This window comes from Novosphingobium sp. BL-S-19, from assembly GCF_055521675.1.
Genome location: NZ_CM145497.1, coordinates 1,418,646 through 1,434,874, shown reverse-complemented (window position 1 = coordinate 1,434,874; position 16,229 = coordinate 1,418,646). Strand labels below are relative to the sequence as shown.

Here is a 16,229-nt window from a genome sequence, read left to right as displayed (position 1 = left end):
ACCTTGCCGGGGAAGCGTTGTGCCTGCGTTCGGCGCGCGTTCCGTTCGCCGCGATGACGGGCCTTGTCAGTTGAATTGACGGCCGAAATGGCGGAAAATCGTCCCCGTGCTGCCATGCGTCCGGAAATCCGACCAGCCCGCCGCGCCTGACGCGCTGCCTCCCCCGCATGGGCGATGCCCTTCCCCCAAAACCCTGCTTGTATCCCTGCAACAAGAACTTTAATGTCAACCAAATCAATTGAGATTAGGCAGACGTCATTGAACGGGAGACGTGTCACGATGAGTACGCCGAAATTCCATCGCCGCATGTTTCTGGCCGTGGCTGCCGCAACCGCACTCACCGCGTCTATCGCGGGATGCTCGGGCGGCGGCGACAACAAGGCCGGGAACAGCGTGCAGATTACCAACGTCTCCTACGATCCGACTCGCGAACTCTATCAGGCCATCAATCCCGCATTCGCCGCCTACTGGAAGAAGAAGACCGGGCAGGACGTCACCTTCCGGATGAGCCATGGCGGTTCGGGCAAGCAGAGCCGCGCCATCATCGACGGACTTGATGCCGACGTCGCCACGCTGGCGCTGGCCTATGACATCGACGTGATCTCCACCAAGGCCAAGCTGCTTCCGGCGGACTGGCAGAAGGCGCTGCCCGACAATAGCTCTCCCTATACCTCCACCATCGTCTTCCTGGTCCGCAAGGGTAACCCGAAGGGCATTCACGACTGGGGCGATCTGGTGAAGCCGGGCGTGGAAGTGATCACCCCCAATCCCAAGACCAGCGGCGGCGCGCGTTGGAACTTCCTGGCGGCCTGGGCCTATGGCCGCAATACCGGCGGCGGCTCCGAAGCCGCCGGCGAGGCTTACGTGAAGCAGTTGTTCTCACACGTTCCCGTGCTGGACAGCGGCGCGCGCGGATCGACCACCACGTTCGTCGAACGCGGCATCGGCGACGTGCTGCTGGCCTGGGAGAACGAGGCGCTACTGGCCGAAAAGAAGCTGGGCGCCGGCAAGTTCGAAATCGTCGTGCCGTCCGTCTCGATCCTGGCCGAACCGCCGGTCGCGGTGATCGCCGCCAATGCGAAGAAGCACGGTACCGAGGAAGTGTCCAAGGCCTACCTCGAATATCTCTACACGCCCGAGGCGCAAGTCGCGATCGCACGCAACTTCTATCGCCCCACTGATCCCAAGATCGCCGCACAGTTCGCGGACCAGTTCCCCAAGGTCAATCTGGTGACCATCGACAAGGACTTCGGCGGATGGACCAAGGCTCAGAAAGCGTACTTCGACGACGGGGGCGCGTTCGACCGGATCTACACCAAGAAGTAAACCGGCGTCCCCGGGTTCCTGACCCCCGGCGCCCCCAATCGAGCAGGCCACTGCAGATGACTTCAATCGCAAAGCGCAAATCGCGCTGGCGCGCACCTTCGGTGCTGCCGGGCTTCGGGCTGACCTTCGGGTTCAGCCTGGCCTGGCTCTCCCTGATCGTGCTTATCCCGCTATCCACCCTGTTCCTGAAATCGGCGGGCATGGGCTGGCATGCATTCGTGGAAGTGGGCTTTTCGCCCCGCGCGCTGGCCGCCTATCGCCTCAGCTTCGGCACGGCAGCGGCGGCGGCGCTGGTCAACGCGGTGTTCGGCCTGCTGGTCGCCTGGACGCTGGTGCGTTACGAGTTTCCCGGAAAGCGCGTGGTCAGCGCGCTGGTGGACCTGCCTTTCGCCCTGCCCACGGCAGTTGCCGGCATCGCCCTCACCTCGCTCTACGCACCGTCGGGCTGGGTGGGCCAGTTCCTTGACCCGCTGGGCATCAAGGTGGCCTTCACCGCGCTGGGCATCACTATCGCGCTGGTTTTCATCGGCCTGCCCTTCGTGGTCCGCTCTGTCGAACCGGTCCTGGCCGATCTGGGCAAGGACGTGGAGGAAGCCGCCGCGACCCTTGGCGCCAACCGTTTCCAGACCTTCTTCCGCGTGATCTTCCCGGCCATCATGCCCGCGCTGTTCACCGGCGCTGCGCTGGCCTTCGCGCGCGGCGTGGGGGAGTACGGATCGGTGATCTTCATTTCCGGCAACATGCCCGGAAAGACCGAAATCGCGCCGCTGCTGATCGTCACCCAGCTTGAGCAGTACGCCTATGACGGCGCCACGGCGATCGCGATGGTGATGATGCTGATCTCCTTCGCGGTGCTCTTCGTCCTCAATGCCTTGCAATCCGCCCGTCGCAGGAGGCTTGGCGTATGACACACTCTTCACCGGGCACCGAAAGCCGCACTACACAAGTGCTGCTGATCACGCTGGCGCTGGCGTTCCTGGCCTTCTTCCTTGTCCTGCCGCTGGTCGCGGTGTTCAGCGAGGCATTGAAGCAGGGGCTGCAGCCCTTCTTGGAAGCCGTGGTCAATCCCGATGCCCTGGCCGCGATCCGGCTGACTCTGTTCATCGCCGCGATCAGCGTGCCGCTGAACGTCATCTTCGGGCTTGCCGCAAGCTGGGCGATCACCAAGTTCAGCTTCCCCGGCAAGAACCTGCTGCTGACGCTGATCGATCTGCCGTTCTCGGTATCGCCGGTTGTTTCGGGCCTGATCTTCGTGCTGCTGTTCGGCGCACAGGGTCTGCTGGGGCCATGGCTCGCCGATCATGGCCTGAAGATCATCTTCGCGGTGCCGGGCATTATCCTCGCCACGGTCTTCATCACGTTCCCCTTCGTCGCCCGCGAACTGATCCCGCTGATGATGGAACAGGGGAAGGACGATGAGGAAGCCGCCGTCTCGCTGGGCGCCAATGGCTGGCAGACGTTCTGGCACGTAACCCTGCCCAACATCCGCTGGGGCCTGCTCTATGGCGTGCTGCTGTGCAATGCACGCGCCATGGGCGAATTCGGCGCGGTCTCGGTCGTCTCCGGCCATATCCGGGGAGAGACCAACACCATGCCGCTGCATGTCGAGATCCTCTACAACGAATACGACTTCGTCGGAGCCTTCGCGGTCGCCTCGCTGCTGGCGGCCCTCGCCCTCGTCACGCTTGTCCTCAAGAGCGTGCTCGAATGGCGCTTCGATCTTCATTCGGGAGCAAAGCATTGATCCGCGTCGAGAACATCACCAAGCGCTTCGGCGATTACGCCGCGCTCCACGGCATCGACCTTGAGATCCAGCCGGGCGAGTTCATCGCCCTGCTCGGCCCCTCCGGATCGGGCAAGACCACCCTGCTGCGCATCATCGCCGGCCTTGAATTCCAGGATGAAGGGCATGTGTTCTTCGATGGCGAGGACGTGTCCCACATCCCCGTGGGCAAGCGCAACGTCGGCTTCGTGTTCCAGCAATATGCCCTGTTCAAGCACATGACCGTGGCCGACAACGTCGCCTTCGGCCTGAACGTGCGCAAGGCGAAGCACCGGCCGAAAAAGGCTGAAATCCGAGACCGTGCCGAGGAACTGCTGCGCATCGTCCAGCTTGATGGGCTTGGCGGGCGCTATCCCGGCCAGCTTTCCGGCGGCCAGCGTCAGCGCGTGGCGCTCGCCCGCGCTCTTGCCATCGAACCCAGCCTGCTGCTGCTGGACGAACCGTTCGGCGCGCTGGACGCCAAGGTCCGCAAGGACCTGCGCCGCTGGCTGCGCGATCTGCACAAGCAGATGGGCCTTACTTCCATCTTCGTGACGCACGATCAGGAAGAGGCGCTGGAACTGGCCGACCGCGTGGTCGTCATGGACCATGGCCGCATCGATCAGGTCGGCACGCCCGAGCAGGTCTACATGGAACCGGCAACCGCCTTCGTCTCCCACTTCGTCGGCGAGACCAACCGCCTGCCCGATGGCCGTCACGTGCGCCCGCATGACATCGCCATCGTTTCCGAAGGGGGCGAAGCAGTTCAGGTTGCCAACGTCTTCCGCAAGGGCAGCGCCTGGCGTGTGGAAGGCCGTCTTTCGACGAGCGAATCCATCATCGAGATCGATGTGGACGCCAACGAGGTTCCCCCCGCCATCGGCCAGACGGTGCGGATCGAGGCCCGCCGCGCGCGGACTTTTGCAAGCTGAATTCAAGGAGCCGCCAATGACCGCCAACACGCCCCATTCGGGCAATTCCTCCCAGACGGAAAAACAGCTGGAAGAAAACATCGCAACCGTGCGCGAGGCATTGCAGAGCCTGCGTTACGGCAATATCTCGCTGACCGTGCATGACGGCCGCGTCGTGCAGATCGACGTCACCGAAAAGAAGCGGTTCCAGTAAGGCGCACCCCACCGACAATGCCGCAGAAGCACGCGCTGATCATCCGGCACGTCCCGCACGAGGGCGTTGCCGGCTATCGCAAACCCATCGAGGATCATGGCTATCTGGTGGACCGGATAGATGTGACCGATCCGGCCTTTGCCTCGCTCGATTTGTGCGAGCCGGACCTGCTGATCATGATGGGTGGCCCCATGGGGATCTATGAGCAGGACGCGCATCCGTGGATTTCGTGCCAGATGCGCCGTCTTGCCCGGCGGCTAGAGGCGGATCGCCCGACTTTGGGCGTTTGCTTCGGCGCACAGATGATCGCTGCCGCCATGGGCGCCCGGGTCTACCCCGGCCCCGCAAAGGAAGTCGGCTTCCATGCGGTGACCGTGCGCGACGTGGCGCAACAGGGCCCGTTGCGGCACCTTGCCGGCGTGCCGGTGCTGCACTGGCATGGCGATACCTTCACGCTGCCGGAAAATGTCGAACTGCTGGCGTCCAGCCATGTCTACGACCATCAGGCCTTCCGCCGGGGCAGCAATATCCTTGCGCTGCAGTTCCATGCGGAAATGGGTATGGATCCGCGCTTCGACGCGTGGATCGAGCAATGGCCCGGCGCCGTGGTGGAAGCGGGCGGAAACGAGGAGTCCCTGCGCCGCGCCCACGCCGAACTGGGACCCGGCGCCGTAGCGGCCGGACGGGCGATGATCGGTGAATGGCTGCAAGGTCTTACCTGAGCTGGAATCAACGCCGCTCTAATTTTCGCAACACGACGTCAGAATCATTGCGTTTGATAGGTCGGTGAAATTCACCGATGGATCGGGTCAACCGTTCACTACCGGATGCGATCCATGGCCACTGCCCCCACCCTGGAGCCTTCGCGGCCCGCCTTGCCGCATGGCTGCACTTTCGACGCGGAGGACTGGTACGTCCTTGCGCGGCACTGGTATCCGGTCGCTCTTGCGCGTGAAATCGGTACGGCCCCGCTGGGCACCCGCCTGCTCGATCAGCCGCTGGTCGTTTATCGTGCAGGCGACGAAGTTGTCGTTGCCACCAATGTCTGCCCGCATCGCGGCGTCCCGCTCAGCATGGGCACGCAGGAGAGCGATGGCGTCGTCTGCCCATACCACGGGCTAAAATTCGGCACCGGGGGCAAGTGCATCCACGTTCCCGCCCACCCCGCGCGCGACATTCCCGCCCGGCTTCACCTGAAGACCTATCCCAGCGTAGAGCGCTACGGCCTGATCTGGACCTGCCTCGATGCGCAGGACCTTGCTCCCGGAGCCGCTCCCCCGCCCGGCACCATTCCCGACATGCCGCACTGGGACGAGGCCGAATTCCAGCAGATCACTTGCCCCTGGATCGACATTCACGGCTTCGCCGGTCGCCAGCTCGAAGGGTTCCTGGACGTCGCCCATTTCGCGTTCGTCCATCACGAGACATTCGCCGATCCCGACAATGCCGAAGTGCCTGCCTACACGCCGAAGCGCACCGCCTATGGCTTCGAAGCAGAATATTGGAGCAGCGTGGGCAACTATCCCATCGGCCTGACCCAGCGCGGAGTGCCTGATTTCCACTGGCTCCGCCATTTCCGCTGCCACTTGCCGTTCACCGCGACGCTGGAGATCCATTTTCCCGGCAAGGATCGCTTGGTGATCATGAACGCGGCATCGCCGGTATCCGCCAAGACCACGCGCCTCTTTGCCCCGATCGCGCGCAATTTCGACACCGATCTGCCCGTGCAGGACGTCTACGACTTCAACTTGCGGATTTTCGAAGAAGACAAGACCATCGTCGAGGCGCAAATGCCCGAATGGCTCCCTCTGGAACCGGCGGATGAGGGGCATATCCCCGCTGATATGAGTTCGATGACCTACCGCCGCGCGCTGAAGGAAATCGGCCTCAAGCGCTTCTTCGGATATTAGCGCGGATCAGTTCAGGACGTATTCCGCAGGCGCAACGGGTGAGGGCAGATCCCTTTCACCCAGCGCGCAGAGCATCTCGCGCTCCACCGTCCGTGCTGGCGGACCTCCAATATCCGATGACGCTTCTCTCGGGCGGGAGCTACATGACGGATCCCGCTTCGAACGAGATATGGGCGCGATCCGCCGCCTCTGCGGCGCTACCATGACGGGCTGCGCTGGCGACGCGTTCCGTTTCCGGCATCGATTGATGTGCGTCAGGCCGCGGCTGTATCCAGGTTACCTGACGGTCTGCTCCTAGAAGGCGAAATTTAACCACTGAACATCTCGGAAGGGGCGGCTGCAGAAGCAATAGCTAAGCACAGCGCACTTGTGAACGCCGATGCAACAACGCAGAAGGGCCGAGCTGTCAGACTGCCCACCCACGCTTTCTCAGGTCATCCGCGTGCAATCAGATGCCCTCCGTCAACGGCAAGACATGCCCCGGTGACATAGGACGCCAGATCGCTGACCAGATAGACCACGGCGCCGACGATTTCCGCTGGTTCGCCACCGCGGCCGAGTGGCTGGTTCTTGCGCGCGTGTTCGGCAAAGCCTTCGGAGCGGGACCATGCCTTGGTGCCGTCGGTATGGAACGGCCCCGGCATCACCGTGTTGACGCGCACCGTGGGGCCATATTCCTTGGCAAAGCTCTCGGTCAGCGTGTTGAGCCCGGCTTTGGCGGCGGCATAGGGCGCGAAGTAAGGCTCTGGCTTGCGCGATCCGCTGGAACTGACGTTGACGATCGCCCCGCCCCCGCGCGCCACCATCTGCGCACCGAACAGCGCCGAAAGCCGGAACGCCGAACGCAGATTCACCGCAAGGATGAGATCGAAGGCGGCCTGCGATGTCTCCAGCGAGGACGGCTCGACCGGCGACTTTCCGGCATTGTTCACCAGAATGTCCGCCCCGCCCCAGCGCTCGTTAACTTCGGCGAAGAGGCGGTCGCAGTCTTCCCACGAGGCCGCGTCGAAAGCATGGGCCGAGCCGCGACCGCCCAGCGCCTCTATCTCCGCAACCAGCGCGGCGCAGCTCTCCCGCTTGCGGCTCGCCACCGCAACCGCCGCGCCGGCCTCCACCAGCCCGAGCGCGATCGCCCGGCCGAGCCCGCGGCTGCCGCCGGTGACGACGGCCACGCGGCCGGTGAGATCCATCGTGATCGGCATGGCTCAGGCCGCCAGTTCGCGCTCGATCTCGGCCAGTTCGGCGGCATAGCGGGCCTCCGCCTCGGCCGTCCGGCTCGGGATGTGCTCGCTGGGGAACAGGCCCTGCGCCGGGGCGGTCTGCTTCAGCAGCGCATTGGCGATCTGCACCTGATGCACTTCGGTCGGCCCGTCGGCCACGGAGAGCATCGGCACACCCATCCACATGCGCGCCAGTGGCGTCTCATGCGTGGTGCCAAGCGCGCCGTGAAGGTGGACGGCCCGCCGCACGATGTCGTGATAGACGCGCGCCATCGCCACTTTGGCCATGGCGATATGCGTGCGCGCGGCGCCGTGCGGCTGGGTATCGATGATCCACGCGGCCTTCAGCACCAGAAGGCGGTACATCTCCAGTTCCAGTGCGCTGTCCGCGATCATCGCCTTCACCAGCTGGTGATCGCCAAGCTGGCGCCCCTGCGTGCGGCGGGAGACGGCACGTTCCTGCATCATCTCCAGCGCGCGCTGGCACTGGCCGACCACGCGCATGGCATGGTGGATACGCCCGCCGCCCAGCCGCGCCTGCGCCAGCTTGAAGCCCTCCCCCGGTCCGCCCAGCATGGCGTCCAGCGGCACGCGGACCTTGTCGAACCGCAGATAGGCGTGATGGCCGTGATCGACCGGATCGTTCATCCCCGCCACGTCGCGGATATCGACCAGCCCCGGCGTGTCCGAGGGGATCAGGAACATCGACATCCGCTCATGCGGCGCATTTTCGGGATTGGTGACGACCATCGCGATCACGAAGGAGGAAACCTTGAAGTTGGAGGCGTACCACTTCTCGCCCTCGATCACCCATTCTTCGCCCTCCCGCCAGGCGTGGCAGGTGAATTCCTTGGGATCGGCCCCGGCCTGCGGCTCGGTCATCGCGTAAGTCGAGAAGATTTCGCCATCGAGCAGCGGCTGCAGATAGCGCGCCTTCTGCTCGGGCGTGCCGAACATGGCCAGGATTTCGGCATTGCCGGTATCGGGCGCCGCGCAGCCGAAGATCACCGGGCCCCACGAGGTGCGGCCAAGGATCTCATTCATCAGCGCCAGCTTCACCTGCCCATAGCCCTTGCCGCCCAGTTCCGGCGTCAGGTGGCAGGCCCAGAGCCCCTGCGCCTTCACTCGCGCCTGAAGCTTCTTCGCCATGGCGCGCGCCTTGCGGTTGCGGATATTGAACTGCTCGCTGCCCTGCGGGAACAGAAGGTCCATCGCCTCCACTTCCTCGCGCACGAAGCGGTTCATCCAGTCGAGCTTTTCCTGAAATTCAGGATCGGTCGAGAAGTCCATGTGATCCTCATCCTCAAATGTCGTAATGGTGTTTGGCAGGTCTCAACCCGCGATGATCTGGCGCGCCTTGGTCATCAGCCAGGTGGCGTAGCCGTGGACCGATTCCCCCACATTGGCGGGCACCTTTCCGGCCTTCGAAGCGGCGTATGTGCCCTCCAGCAGGCAGGCGAGCTTGTAGCAGGCAAGCGCGAAGAACCACGGCATCTCGCTCATGTTCCGCCCGCTGAGCGCGCCGTAAAGTTCCACCAGTTCCCGCCGTGACAGGAAGCCGTCCCAGGGCCGCACCATCGGCGCCTTGCCTTCGGGATCGGCGGCTTCCGACCAGCTGGACAGGATCCAGCCCAGATCGAGCAGCGGATCGCCCAGCGAAACCAGTTCCCAGTCGAGCACGCCGGAAATCTTCGGCGCCTTCAGCGAGAACATGACGTTGGGAAACTGCATGTCGCCATGGACCAGACCGATCCGGCGATCGGTCGGCAGGTTGTCGGCCAGCCAGCGGCCCACTTCATCGACATGCGGCAGTTCGCCCGGATCGTAGCCCGGCGTTGCCGCATAGCCTTCCAGCTGGGATCGCCAGCGCTCGACCTGCCGTTCGTGCCACTGGTCGGGCTTGCCAAGATCGGCAAGGCCCACCGCGACGTGATCGACCGCGCCCAGTGCCGCCGCCGCCTTGACCAGTTCCTCCCCCATGGCGCGCCGCCAGCCGGCATCGGTGGCATATTGCCCCGGCAACTCGCCCGACTGCGCGAAGCCTTCGAGCGGCTCCATCAAGAAGAAGCAGGCCCCGATCACGCCCGGATCGGCGCAAGTCGCCAGCACGCGCGGATGTGGCACGGTGCTGCCTTCCAGCGCGGTCAGCACGCGTGCCTCACGCAGCATGGTCTCATTGCTCTTGGGCTTCAGGTGCTTGCCCGGCCGGCGCAGGATCAGGTCTTCGCCGCCGCGCGTGATCAGGAAAACGCTGTTCTGAAGCCCGCCCGCCAGCTTGCGCACGGCAGTTACGGGGCCGCTTCCCGGCACGTCCTGCGCCGAGATCCATTCGTTGAGGCGGGGCCAATCGATCTGGCCGCCGAAGTCGTCGAGCGCTTCGGTCATCTGCTGCGGCATGGCATCCTCCAGTGTTCTGTCTTGCCGCCAGTCTGCGGATCCCGGTGCCCCTTCGCAATCCGGTCATGCATCCCGATCTGGACGAGAGGCGGAGATTTGGCCAAATTGCGACGCAGTATTGGACGGGATCGGAGAGCATGGACGCAGCGAGCGAGAGACGGGGACGATCAAGGGCGGGGGCCGACCTCAGCTTTTCCTCGGCCGAAGTCACTATCGTCCATGGCAGCTTGTCGAGCGGAGGTGCGACGATGCTGGCAAGCGATCATGCGCTGCTCGACCTCTGCGTTACCCCACGCCCCGCCAATGCGCGCGGGGCCTTCGCGCCTGAAGGATCGGAGAGGCACCGTTTCGAAAAGTTGGGCGATATCGTTTTCGTGCCGCCCGGCCATCCGCTTCAACTGCGATGGGACGGAGCGGAAGCGCAGCATTCGATCCGCTGCGAACTCCGCGGACGGCTGGCGCGGCACCGGTTCGGGGAGCGCATGGAATGGACTGCTCCCCGCCTCACCGCGGCGCTGGACATCGCCAGCCAGACCGTGCGCCTGCTGCTGCGCCGCCTTGCCCAAGAAGCGCGCACACCGCGCCGGGATTCCAAACTGCTGGTCGGCTCGATCGCCACCCAACTGACCGTCGAACTGTGCCGCTATTTCGAGGAAATCGCCGAAGAAACCGCGCACGGCGGCCTGGCTCCCTGGCGCCTGCGCGTGATCGATGAACGGCTGGAGCGCGATGCCATGCCGCCTTCGCTGGACGAACTCGCCGCACTGTGCAGCGTCTCCGTCCGCCAGCTTACACGCGGCTTTCTGGGCAGCCGGGGCTGCACCGTGGGGCAATATGTCCATCACCACCGGCTGGAAACGGTGAAGCGCCTGCTCGCCACGCAGGAAAGCATCAAGCAAGTGGCCGATGCCGTGGGCTTCGCCTCGACCTCCAGCCTGGCCCATGCCTTCCGCCGCGCCACCGGCCTGACACCGCGCCAGTACCAGCAGCGCATCTGGCGTTCGAAAGAACACGGCTGAAACCGTGGCGGCTTTGCGCTGCCGGAGCTAAGGGACGCCAAATAGAAACCGACCTCAGACGTCGTTGCGATGTCGCCGAAGCGATCCTATCGCGAACGCAAGAATTCAGGGGTGGCAAAGAAAATCGCTGACATGAAATACGACGGTACGGGTTGCTCATGCTCGTCAAGGGCCGGCGAATAGCGGGCGTTTTTCATTATGATATCACATGCATTGACTTCGAAATCGGGCACGCCATCGGTCGGGAATGTTTTGCATTCGGTCGGCGCACCGGTTGCGTCGACCATTACACGTAGGTGTAGACGGGCAAATCCTCCCAGGCTTCTGACTGCTTGTGGCGGGTCGTCGGCCGCGACTAATGCATTCACGGCGCGGGCGTTCAGCGCCTTCACTGGACGGGACAGTTTCGCTTGCACATCCGGGTTCAAGCCCCAGCTTTCGACCAGTTCGTCCGTGCAATGACGCACCGCGTTCATAACCGGCGCAATCGGCCCTGTATCCAGGACCAGTTTCTGTTTGGCGGCGCTGATGCTGAACCGGCTGATACTACCTTCCAACGCCGCGTCTGGGTAGGCACGATCCGCCTTCTCAAGCGCAGGCTGGTCGACTGACATATCGGTATTGAAAATGATGGCCGCGCCATGCGCCGCCAAAACACCAGAGGCGAGCGACAAGAATGGCAACGGGGCACCTGATCCATAAGCGATGAATTTGTCCTGCGCCGACTTGATCCTCGTAACCGGCGGCCCGGCGAGGGTGTAGTCAAAATTGTATCCTGGCGAGAATGTACGCATGCGCAGAAACAGATTATCCTTTGCCCCGCCGAACTGCCGCGAGAGGACGCAACTGTCCTGCGCCGGGGACAAGCTCCATGGCGATGTCGGCTTCAGAACGGATTCCGTTTTCTGCGCTGAGGCCGCGCCATGGCCGAATGCCATGGCGGCGATCAATGCGGCTGCAATATACCCTGTCTTCAAGTCGCCCCCCGGCGGAAAGAACCCCGCTTCTGACCTCGCATAACCCCAGTCCTCGCGCCAGCCTACTCAAATGGCTGAAATTGCGGGGGTGGGTGTGGAGAACGCCCTTACCCTTGCAGAAGGCGCGGAAATCTAAAAAACTGGCTCCTCGCCGCGGCGGGGAGCCAGATTGACAGGGATGTGCCCCCTTCCCGCCGTTCACGGTCGCGTGCGTGCCCTCCTGAGTCTGCCATTCATTCAGCTAAGATGATATCGTCTTCGCGAATGCCACCAGACAGTTCACTCTTGCGCCAATTACACACCCCAGCTAGCTCTGCGCCCGCCTTCCCTTAAACGGGATGGCGGACAAGATCGCGCCGGTGCCTCGAGAGAGGCTTAAAATGGGAACACGGTGAGAGGGGTTCGCCCTTCGAATCCGAGGCTGTCCCTGCAACTGTAAGCGGCGAGCGCGATGCACATCGCGCGGCAGGGCCAAGGCGCCTGTCGCAGCCACTGGGCCGGACGCTAAGACATGCGAGGCCTGGGAAGGCCGTGCATCAAGCTATGACCCGCGAGCCAGGAGACCTGCCGGCGTTCGGTCGCTCTTGCTTTGGTCCAGGGGATGGCCGGGGCACGGTGTTTCTCCGTCTGAGCGACGAACCAGCGGCAGGGGCCGCACGGTGCGCTGAGCGGTCGTCCCTTTATCATGGGCGCCCGGCCGGACGGCGCGCCGGCCGTTCGCGAACGGCAGTCCCCTGCTTCGGATCGCATGGCGCTCGACAGGGGGATTAAAATGAAGTTCGCATCCGTTTCGCACACGGCGCTTGCCGTGGCGCTTGGCCTTGTCTGGAACACGCCAGCCCTTGCCGAGGAAGCCGGTGAGGATCAGGCCATCGTCGTGACTGGCCAAAGCCTTGAGGAAACTCTGCCGCAGGAGCTTTCCCGGTACGGTAACGACGTTGTCACCGTCAGCGGAAAGCAGATCAAGGACAGCGGCGCGGTGGACGTGGTCAAGGCGCTGGAATCGGTGCCCGGCCTTTACATTCGCGGTCGCAACGGTCCGTTCACTTATGTCGACGTTTCGCTTCAGGGCTCGCGTACGCAGGACGTTCTCTGGACGATGGACGGCATTCGCCTGAACAACCGCCTCTACGGCGGCACTTCGCCCAACGATACACTGCCCGCCAGCATGATCGAGCGGATCGAAGTGCTGCGCGGCGGAGAGAGCCTGTTCTACGGCACGCAGGCCTCAGCGGGCGTCATCAACGTGGTGACGCGCAGTTTCACCGACGATTTCAATGGCCAGGCCAATGCCTCGGTGGACTCGTGGGGCGGGACCAGCGTGGACGGCTATCTCCGCGGCGCGGTGGGCGGGCATCGCTTCGTGGCCTATGCCTCGCACAACCAGTCCGAAGGTTACATGCCTTACAGCGCGTACCAGCCCAGCCTGACCGATCGCCGCCTGGGCTACGATCTCTGGTCGGCGGGCCTGAAATATCAGTATGACCTTGCTCCCGATCTGGCGTTCAATGCCCAGTACCAGCACACCGAGGCGAAGCTGGACAACCTTTCGCCCACGCGCATCCGGGAAAGCCGGAACGACCGAAACGAGGAAATCGCCAGCGTCCGGCTCGACTACACCGGCAGCGATACGGTGCAGTTCTTCCTCAAGGGCTATTTCCACGACTGGAAGACCGCCTACGTCCAGATCCGCAATTCGCTTCCCGATCTTCAGCCGCAGGTGATCTACCCTGCCGGCACGTTCTGGGGCTATCGCGATTGGGGTGGCAGCGCGGTGGTGAAGTTGCACCTCCACCCCGGCCTTGAATACCTGCTGGGCTACGACTTCCAGAACTTCTCCGGCCGCGATGACGTGCTGCTGATCGCGCCGACCAGCGAGCAGGTCCACGCGGGCATCTTCCAGGTCCGCACTACCGACGAGATTTCATCGAAGGGCCGGCTCGCCGCGGGTCTGCGCTACAACCGTACGGACGGCGCGAAGAAGACGATCTGGAACGTCTCGGGTCGCTATGATTTTGCCGATGCCCTCTATGTGGAAGCGAACGGCGGCACCTCCTTCGTGCTGCCCGATGCCTCGCAGCTTTACGGCAATGATCCCTGCTGCGAGATCGGCAATCCCAACCTCGAACCGGAACAGAGCCTCAATCTCAATGCCTCAGCAGGGGGCACGGTGCCGGTGGGTGCGGTCTCGCTGGGCTGGAAAGCGACCTACTTCAACCGTCGCATCACCAACATGATCGATACTGTCTACGACGATCCCGCCTACCCGAACGGCACTTACGCCAATCTTGACGGCAAGGTCCGCTCGCAAGGCGGCGAGCTTGAACTCATGGCGCAGATGGCCGGGGGCTGGAGCCTCAACGCCAGCTATACTTACGCCCGCGTGCGCGAGAGGGGATCGTCGACCCAGCTCGATCGCAATCCCAAGCAATACGCCAAGGGCACGCTGTCCTATGCGCCCGAGAACCAGCCATTCGGCGCCAATCTCTCGGTCAACTGGATCGGCGATGTCTGGTCCACCGCATCCGGCTTTGGCCGCCGGAACTATGGCAACTATGCACTGGTCGATGCCGGAGCCTATCTCTACCTGGACGGTGCAGCGCGGCGGAACCGCTTTGGCGTCAATGTCGATAACCTGTTCAACAAGGAATACGCGACGCGCGGCTATCAATCGGCCGTGACCGACCAAGGCGCGCTCGACGGCAGCAATAGCCGCTTCCTTTACTTCAACCGGGGCGTGCCGCGCACGCTGCGGATGAGCTACGGCCTGAGCTTCTGAGGCGATGACGACCCTTCAGCCTCGGGCAGTCCGTTCGCGCAGCCTGCTGCCGCGCCCGATCCTTGTGCTTCATCGTTGGCTTGGCGTCTTCGCCGGACTGTTGATGACGATCTGGTGCCTTTCGGGCTTCGTGATGATCTACGTGGACTATCCGAGGCTGGAACCTTCCACGCAGGTAAAGGGGCTTGCGCCCCTGCACCTGCCGGAACCGGTGGCATTCGAGGCAGTCGATATTGCACCGGACACGCCGATCGCCTCCGCCCGCATGGAGATGATGGCGGGCCGCGCAATCTTGCGGGTAATTCCCGCAGACGCCGCCGATCGGCCGATCCCGCAGATGCGGACGATCCCCGCTGCTTTCGACCTTGCCAGCGGCAAGCCGCTCGCCCTGCCAGGCACGCCCGATATCGGCCAAATTGCCGGCGATTTCGCCGCGGGACACGGCATTGCCGGCAGCGCTGCAACGCCGGTCGAAACCGATATCGACCAGTGGACGGTCCAGACCTACAAACGCAACGCGCCCCTCTTCCGCGCGGATTTTGCCGATCCGGCCGGGACCGAGATCTACATCTCCGGCAAATCGGGCGAGGTCGTACAGGAAACCACTCGTTTTCAGCGCTTCTGGGGCTGGCTGGGCGCGGTGCCGCACTGGCTCTACCCCACCATCCTGCGGCAGGACGGCGCGCTGTGGAGCCAGGTCGTGATCTGGACTTCACTGGCCGGCTGCTTCCTCACCGCGACCGGCATCTGGGCGGGCATTGCCCGCGTGCGCCGCAAGCGCGATGGCAATATCGGTTCGCCCTACAAGGGGCTGTGGTGGTGGCACCATGTCTTCGGCCTGTTCTTCGGCCTGCTGACGCTGACATGGGTGGCGAGCGGGCTGTTCTCGATGAACCCCTGGGGTTTCCTCGATAGCATGGCTGGTCTGGCGGAGCGTGAGAGACTGGCGGGACCAATGCATTGGCGCGATGTGTGGCAGGCATTTTCGGCCATTCACGATCTTCCATCCGGCGCCGTGCGAGTGGAAACCGCGCCACTCGGCGGACGGACATTCCTGCTGGTATCGCGGCATGAGGGTGCCCGAGTACGGCTCGATGCCACCGGGAATTCTTCGCCGCTGACCGAACCGGAATTGCGCGCCGCGCTGACCGGGCCGATGGCCGCAGCCTCACTCGATTTGATGCGAGAGGAAGACGCCTACTATTACCGCCACCGCTTCGCCGCGCCATTGCCGATCTGGCGCGCGGTACTGGCGGATGCCGAAAAGACGCGGCTCTACATCGACCCGGCCAGCGGGCAGATCGTCCGCGCGTTCGATCGCAATGGTCGCGGTTTCCGCTGGCTGCAGGATGGCCTGCACAGTCTCGATTTCCCGGTGCTGCGCAAGCGCCCCTGGTGGGACTTCGTGGTGCTGCCGTTGCTCGCAGCCGTCACGCTGGTCTGCGCTACGGGAACGTGGATGGCGTGGAACAAGGTTCGCCGCGATTTACGACGTCTTTGGCGGCGGTGGCGCCGGCGCAGACCGCTCATTCGCTCCTATAGCGGCTGAGCGAGAATGGCCTTCAGTGATTTGGCCAATTGCAGGAAGACACCGGCTTTCCGCCCAGCCGATCTCGGGTACCACCTTGAGAGCGACGCCCGCTCCGCAAATCGAGCGACGCCGGCGTCGTGCCTTCCGGGGCGCTATGTAGCAACTGGCAGCCCGCCAGCCTTG

Annotated in this window: 14 protein-coding genes and 1 riboswitch; of the genes, 10 read left to right on the top strand and 4 right to left on the bottom strand. The window is 63.8% G+C overall.

Features of this window, described 5'->3' with window-relative positions:
* Window positions 1–279: 279 nt before the first annotated feature.
* The 7 genes from ACZ1JV_RS06140 (at window position 280) to ACZ1JV_RS06110 (ending at window position 6,123) form a co-directional block, all read left to right on the top strand.
* Window positions 280–1,326, top strand: a complete 1,047-nt coding sequence (locus ACZ1JV_RS06140) for a sulfate ABC transporter substrate-binding protein (RefSeq protein ID WP_465148796.1) — start codon at window positions 280–282, stop codon at window positions 1,324–1,326.
* A 56-nt stretch (window positions 1,327–1,382) separates the two neighbouring features.
* Window positions 1,383–2,234 carry a sulfate ABC transporter permease subunit CysT gene (cysT, locus tag ACZ1JV_RS06135; protein WP_465139616.1) on the top strand — a complete coding sequence of 284 codons (852 nt, stop codon included), beginning with the start codon at window positions 1,383–1,385 and terminating at the stop codon, window positions 2,232–2,234.
* On the top strand, window positions 2,231–3,070 hold the full coding sequence (cysW, locus tag ACZ1JV_RS06130; RefSeq protein WP_465148795.1) for a sulfate ABC transporter permease subunit CysW: 840 nt from the start codon (window positions 2,231–2,233) through the stop codon (window positions 3,068–3,070). The genes cysT and cysW overlap by 4 nt, the downstream gene beginning before the upstream one ends.
* Entirely contained in the window at window positions 3,067–4,020 is a 954-nt protein-coding gene (locus tag ACZ1JV_RS06125) for a sulfate/molybdate ABC transporter ATP-binding protein (RefSeq protein ID WP_465148794.1), read from the top strand. The genes cysW and ACZ1JV_RS06125 overlap by 4 nt, the downstream gene beginning before the upstream one ends.
* Before the next feature lie 16 nt (window positions 4,021–4,036).
* A complete protein-coding gene (locus ACZ1JV_RS06120) occupies window positions 4,037–4,213 on the top strand; it encodes a YezD family protein (protein ID WP_465148793.1) in 177 nt (58 codons plus the stop codon).
* 17 nt (window positions 4,214–4,230) lie between these two features.
* Window positions 4,231–4,935 (top strand): glutamine amidotransferase, encoded by a 705-nt coding sequence (locus ACZ1JV_RS06115; protein ID WP_465148792.1) that lies wholly within the window; start codon window positions 4,231–4,233, stop codon window positions 4,933–4,935.
* Between the two features lie 114 nt (window positions 4,936–5,049).
* On the top strand, window positions 5,050–6,123 hold the full coding sequence (locus ACZ1JV_RS06110; protein WP_465148791.1) for a Rieske 2Fe-2S domain-containing protein: 1,074 nt from the start codon (window positions 5,050–5,052) through the stop codon (window positions 6,121–6,123).
* A gap of 434 nt (window positions 6,124–6,557) precedes the next feature.
* Here ACZ1JV_RS06110 and ACZ1JV_RS06105 read toward each other — a convergent pair whose 3' ends face one another.
* From ACZ1JV_RS06105 to ACZ1JV_RS06095, 3 genes are read right to left on the bottom strand one after another with little or no spacing between them, the layout of a single operon-like run.
* Window positions 6,558–7,325: an SDR family NAD(P)-dependent oxidoreductase gene (locus ACZ1JV_RS06105; RefSeq protein WP_465139622.1), complete on the bottom strand. Its 768-nt coding sequence runs from the start codon at window positions 7,323–7,325 to the stop codon at window positions 6,558–6,560.
* A 3-nt stretch (window positions 7,326–7,328) separates the two neighbouring features.
* Window positions 7,329–8,633: an acyl-CoA dehydrogenase family protein gene (locus ACZ1JV_RS06100; RefSeq protein WP_465148790.1), complete on the bottom strand. Its 1,305-nt coding sequence runs from the start codon at window positions 8,631–8,633 to the stop codon at window positions 7,329–7,331.
* A gap of 42 nt (window positions 8,634–8,675) precedes the next feature.
* Window positions 8,676–9,740 (bottom strand): phosphotransferase family protein, encoded by a 1,065-nt coding sequence (locus ACZ1JV_RS06095; RefSeq protein ID WP_465148789.1) that lies wholly within the window; start codon window positions 9,738–9,740, stop codon window positions 8,676–8,678.
* A gap of 137 nt (window positions 9,741–9,877) precedes the next feature.
* Between ACZ1JV_RS06095 and ACZ1JV_RS06090 the strand changes: the two genes are divergently transcribed.
* A complete protein-coding gene (locus ACZ1JV_RS06090; RefSeq protein ID WP_465148788.1) occupies window positions 9,878–10,759 on the top strand; it encodes a helix-turn-helix domain-containing protein in 882 nt (293 codons plus the stop codon).
* An 86-nt stretch (window positions 10,760–10,845) separates the two neighbouring features.
* On the opposite strand, the gene ACZ1JV_RS06085 is transcribed toward ACZ1JV_RS06090, so the two are convergent.
* Window positions 10,846–11,736, bottom strand: coding sequence for a hypothetical protein (locus tag ACZ1JV_RS06085; protein ID WP_465148787.1), 891 nt, complete (start codon window positions 11,734–11,736; stop codon window positions 10,846–10,848).
* A 340-nt stretch (window positions 11,737–12,076) separates the two neighbouring features.
* Window positions 12,077–12,322: riboswitch (cobalamin riboswitch) on the top strand.
* 186 nt (window positions 12,323–12,508) lie between these two features.
* Between ACZ1JV_RS06085 and ACZ1JV_RS06080 the strand changes: the two genes are divergently transcribed.
* A complete protein-coding gene (locus ACZ1JV_RS06080) occupies window positions 12,509–14,515 on the top strand; it encodes a TonB-dependent receptor plug domain-containing protein (protein ID WP_465148786.1) in 2,007 nt (668 codons plus the stop codon).
* Between the two features lie 4 nt (window positions 14,516–14,519).
* Window positions 14,520–16,064, top strand: a complete 1,545-nt coding sequence (locus ACZ1JV_RS06075; protein WP_465148785.1) for a PepSY domain-containing protein — start codon at window positions 14,520–14,522, stop codon at window positions 16,062–16,064.
* Window positions 16,065–16,229: the final 165 nt, after the last annotated feature.

Bases quoted from the DNA above. Each gene is read 5' to 3' on its own strand.
- ACZ1JV_RS06140 (WP_465148796.1), top strand. From the start codon at position 280: ATGAGTACGCCGAAATTCCATCGCCGCATGTTTCTGGCCGTGGCTGCC.
- cysT (WP_465139616.1), top strand. From the start codon at position 1,383: ATGACTTCAATCGCAAAGCGCAAATCGCGCTGGCGCGCACCTTCGGTG.
- cysW (WP_465148795.1), top strand. From the start codon at position 2,231: ATGACACACTCTTCACCGGGCACCGAAAGCCGCACTACACAAGTGCTG.
- ACZ1JV_RS06120 (WP_465148793.1), top strand. From the start codon at position 4,037: ATGACCGCCAACACGCCCCATTCGGGCAATTCCTCCCAGACGGAAAAA.
- ACZ1JV_RS06115 (WP_465148792.1), top strand. From the start codon at position 4,231: ATGCCGCAGAAGCACGCGCTGATCATCCGGCACGTCCCGCACGAGGGC.
- ACZ1JV_RS06110 (WP_465148791.1), top strand. From the start codon at position 5,050: ATGGCCACTGCCCCCACCCTGGAGCCTTCGCGGCCCGCCTTGCCGCAT.
- ACZ1JV_RS06105 (WP_465139622.1), bottom strand. From the start codon at position 7,325: ATGCCGATCACGATGGATCTCACCGGCCGCGTGGCCGTCGTCACCGGC.
- ACZ1JV_RS06100 (WP_465148790.1), bottom strand. From the start codon at position 8,633: ATGGACTTCTCGACCGATCCTGAATTTCAGGAAAAGCTCGACTGGATG.
- ACZ1JV_RS06095 (WP_465148789.1), bottom strand. From the start codon at position 9,740: ATGCCGCAGCAGATGACCGAAGCGCTCGACGACTTCGGCGGCCAGATC.
- ACZ1JV_RS06090 (WP_465148788.1), top strand. From the start codon at position 9,878: ATGGACGCAGCGAGCGAGAGACGGGGACGATCAAGGGCGGGGGCCGAC.
- ACZ1JV_RS06080 (WP_465148786.1), top strand. From the start codon at position 12,509: ATGAAGTTCGCATCCGTTTCGCACACGGCGCTTGCCGTGGCGCTTGGC.
- ACZ1JV_RS06075 (WP_465148785.1), top strand. From the start codon at position 14,520: ATGACGACCCTTCAGCCTCGGGCAGTCCGTTCGCGCAGCCTGCTGCCG.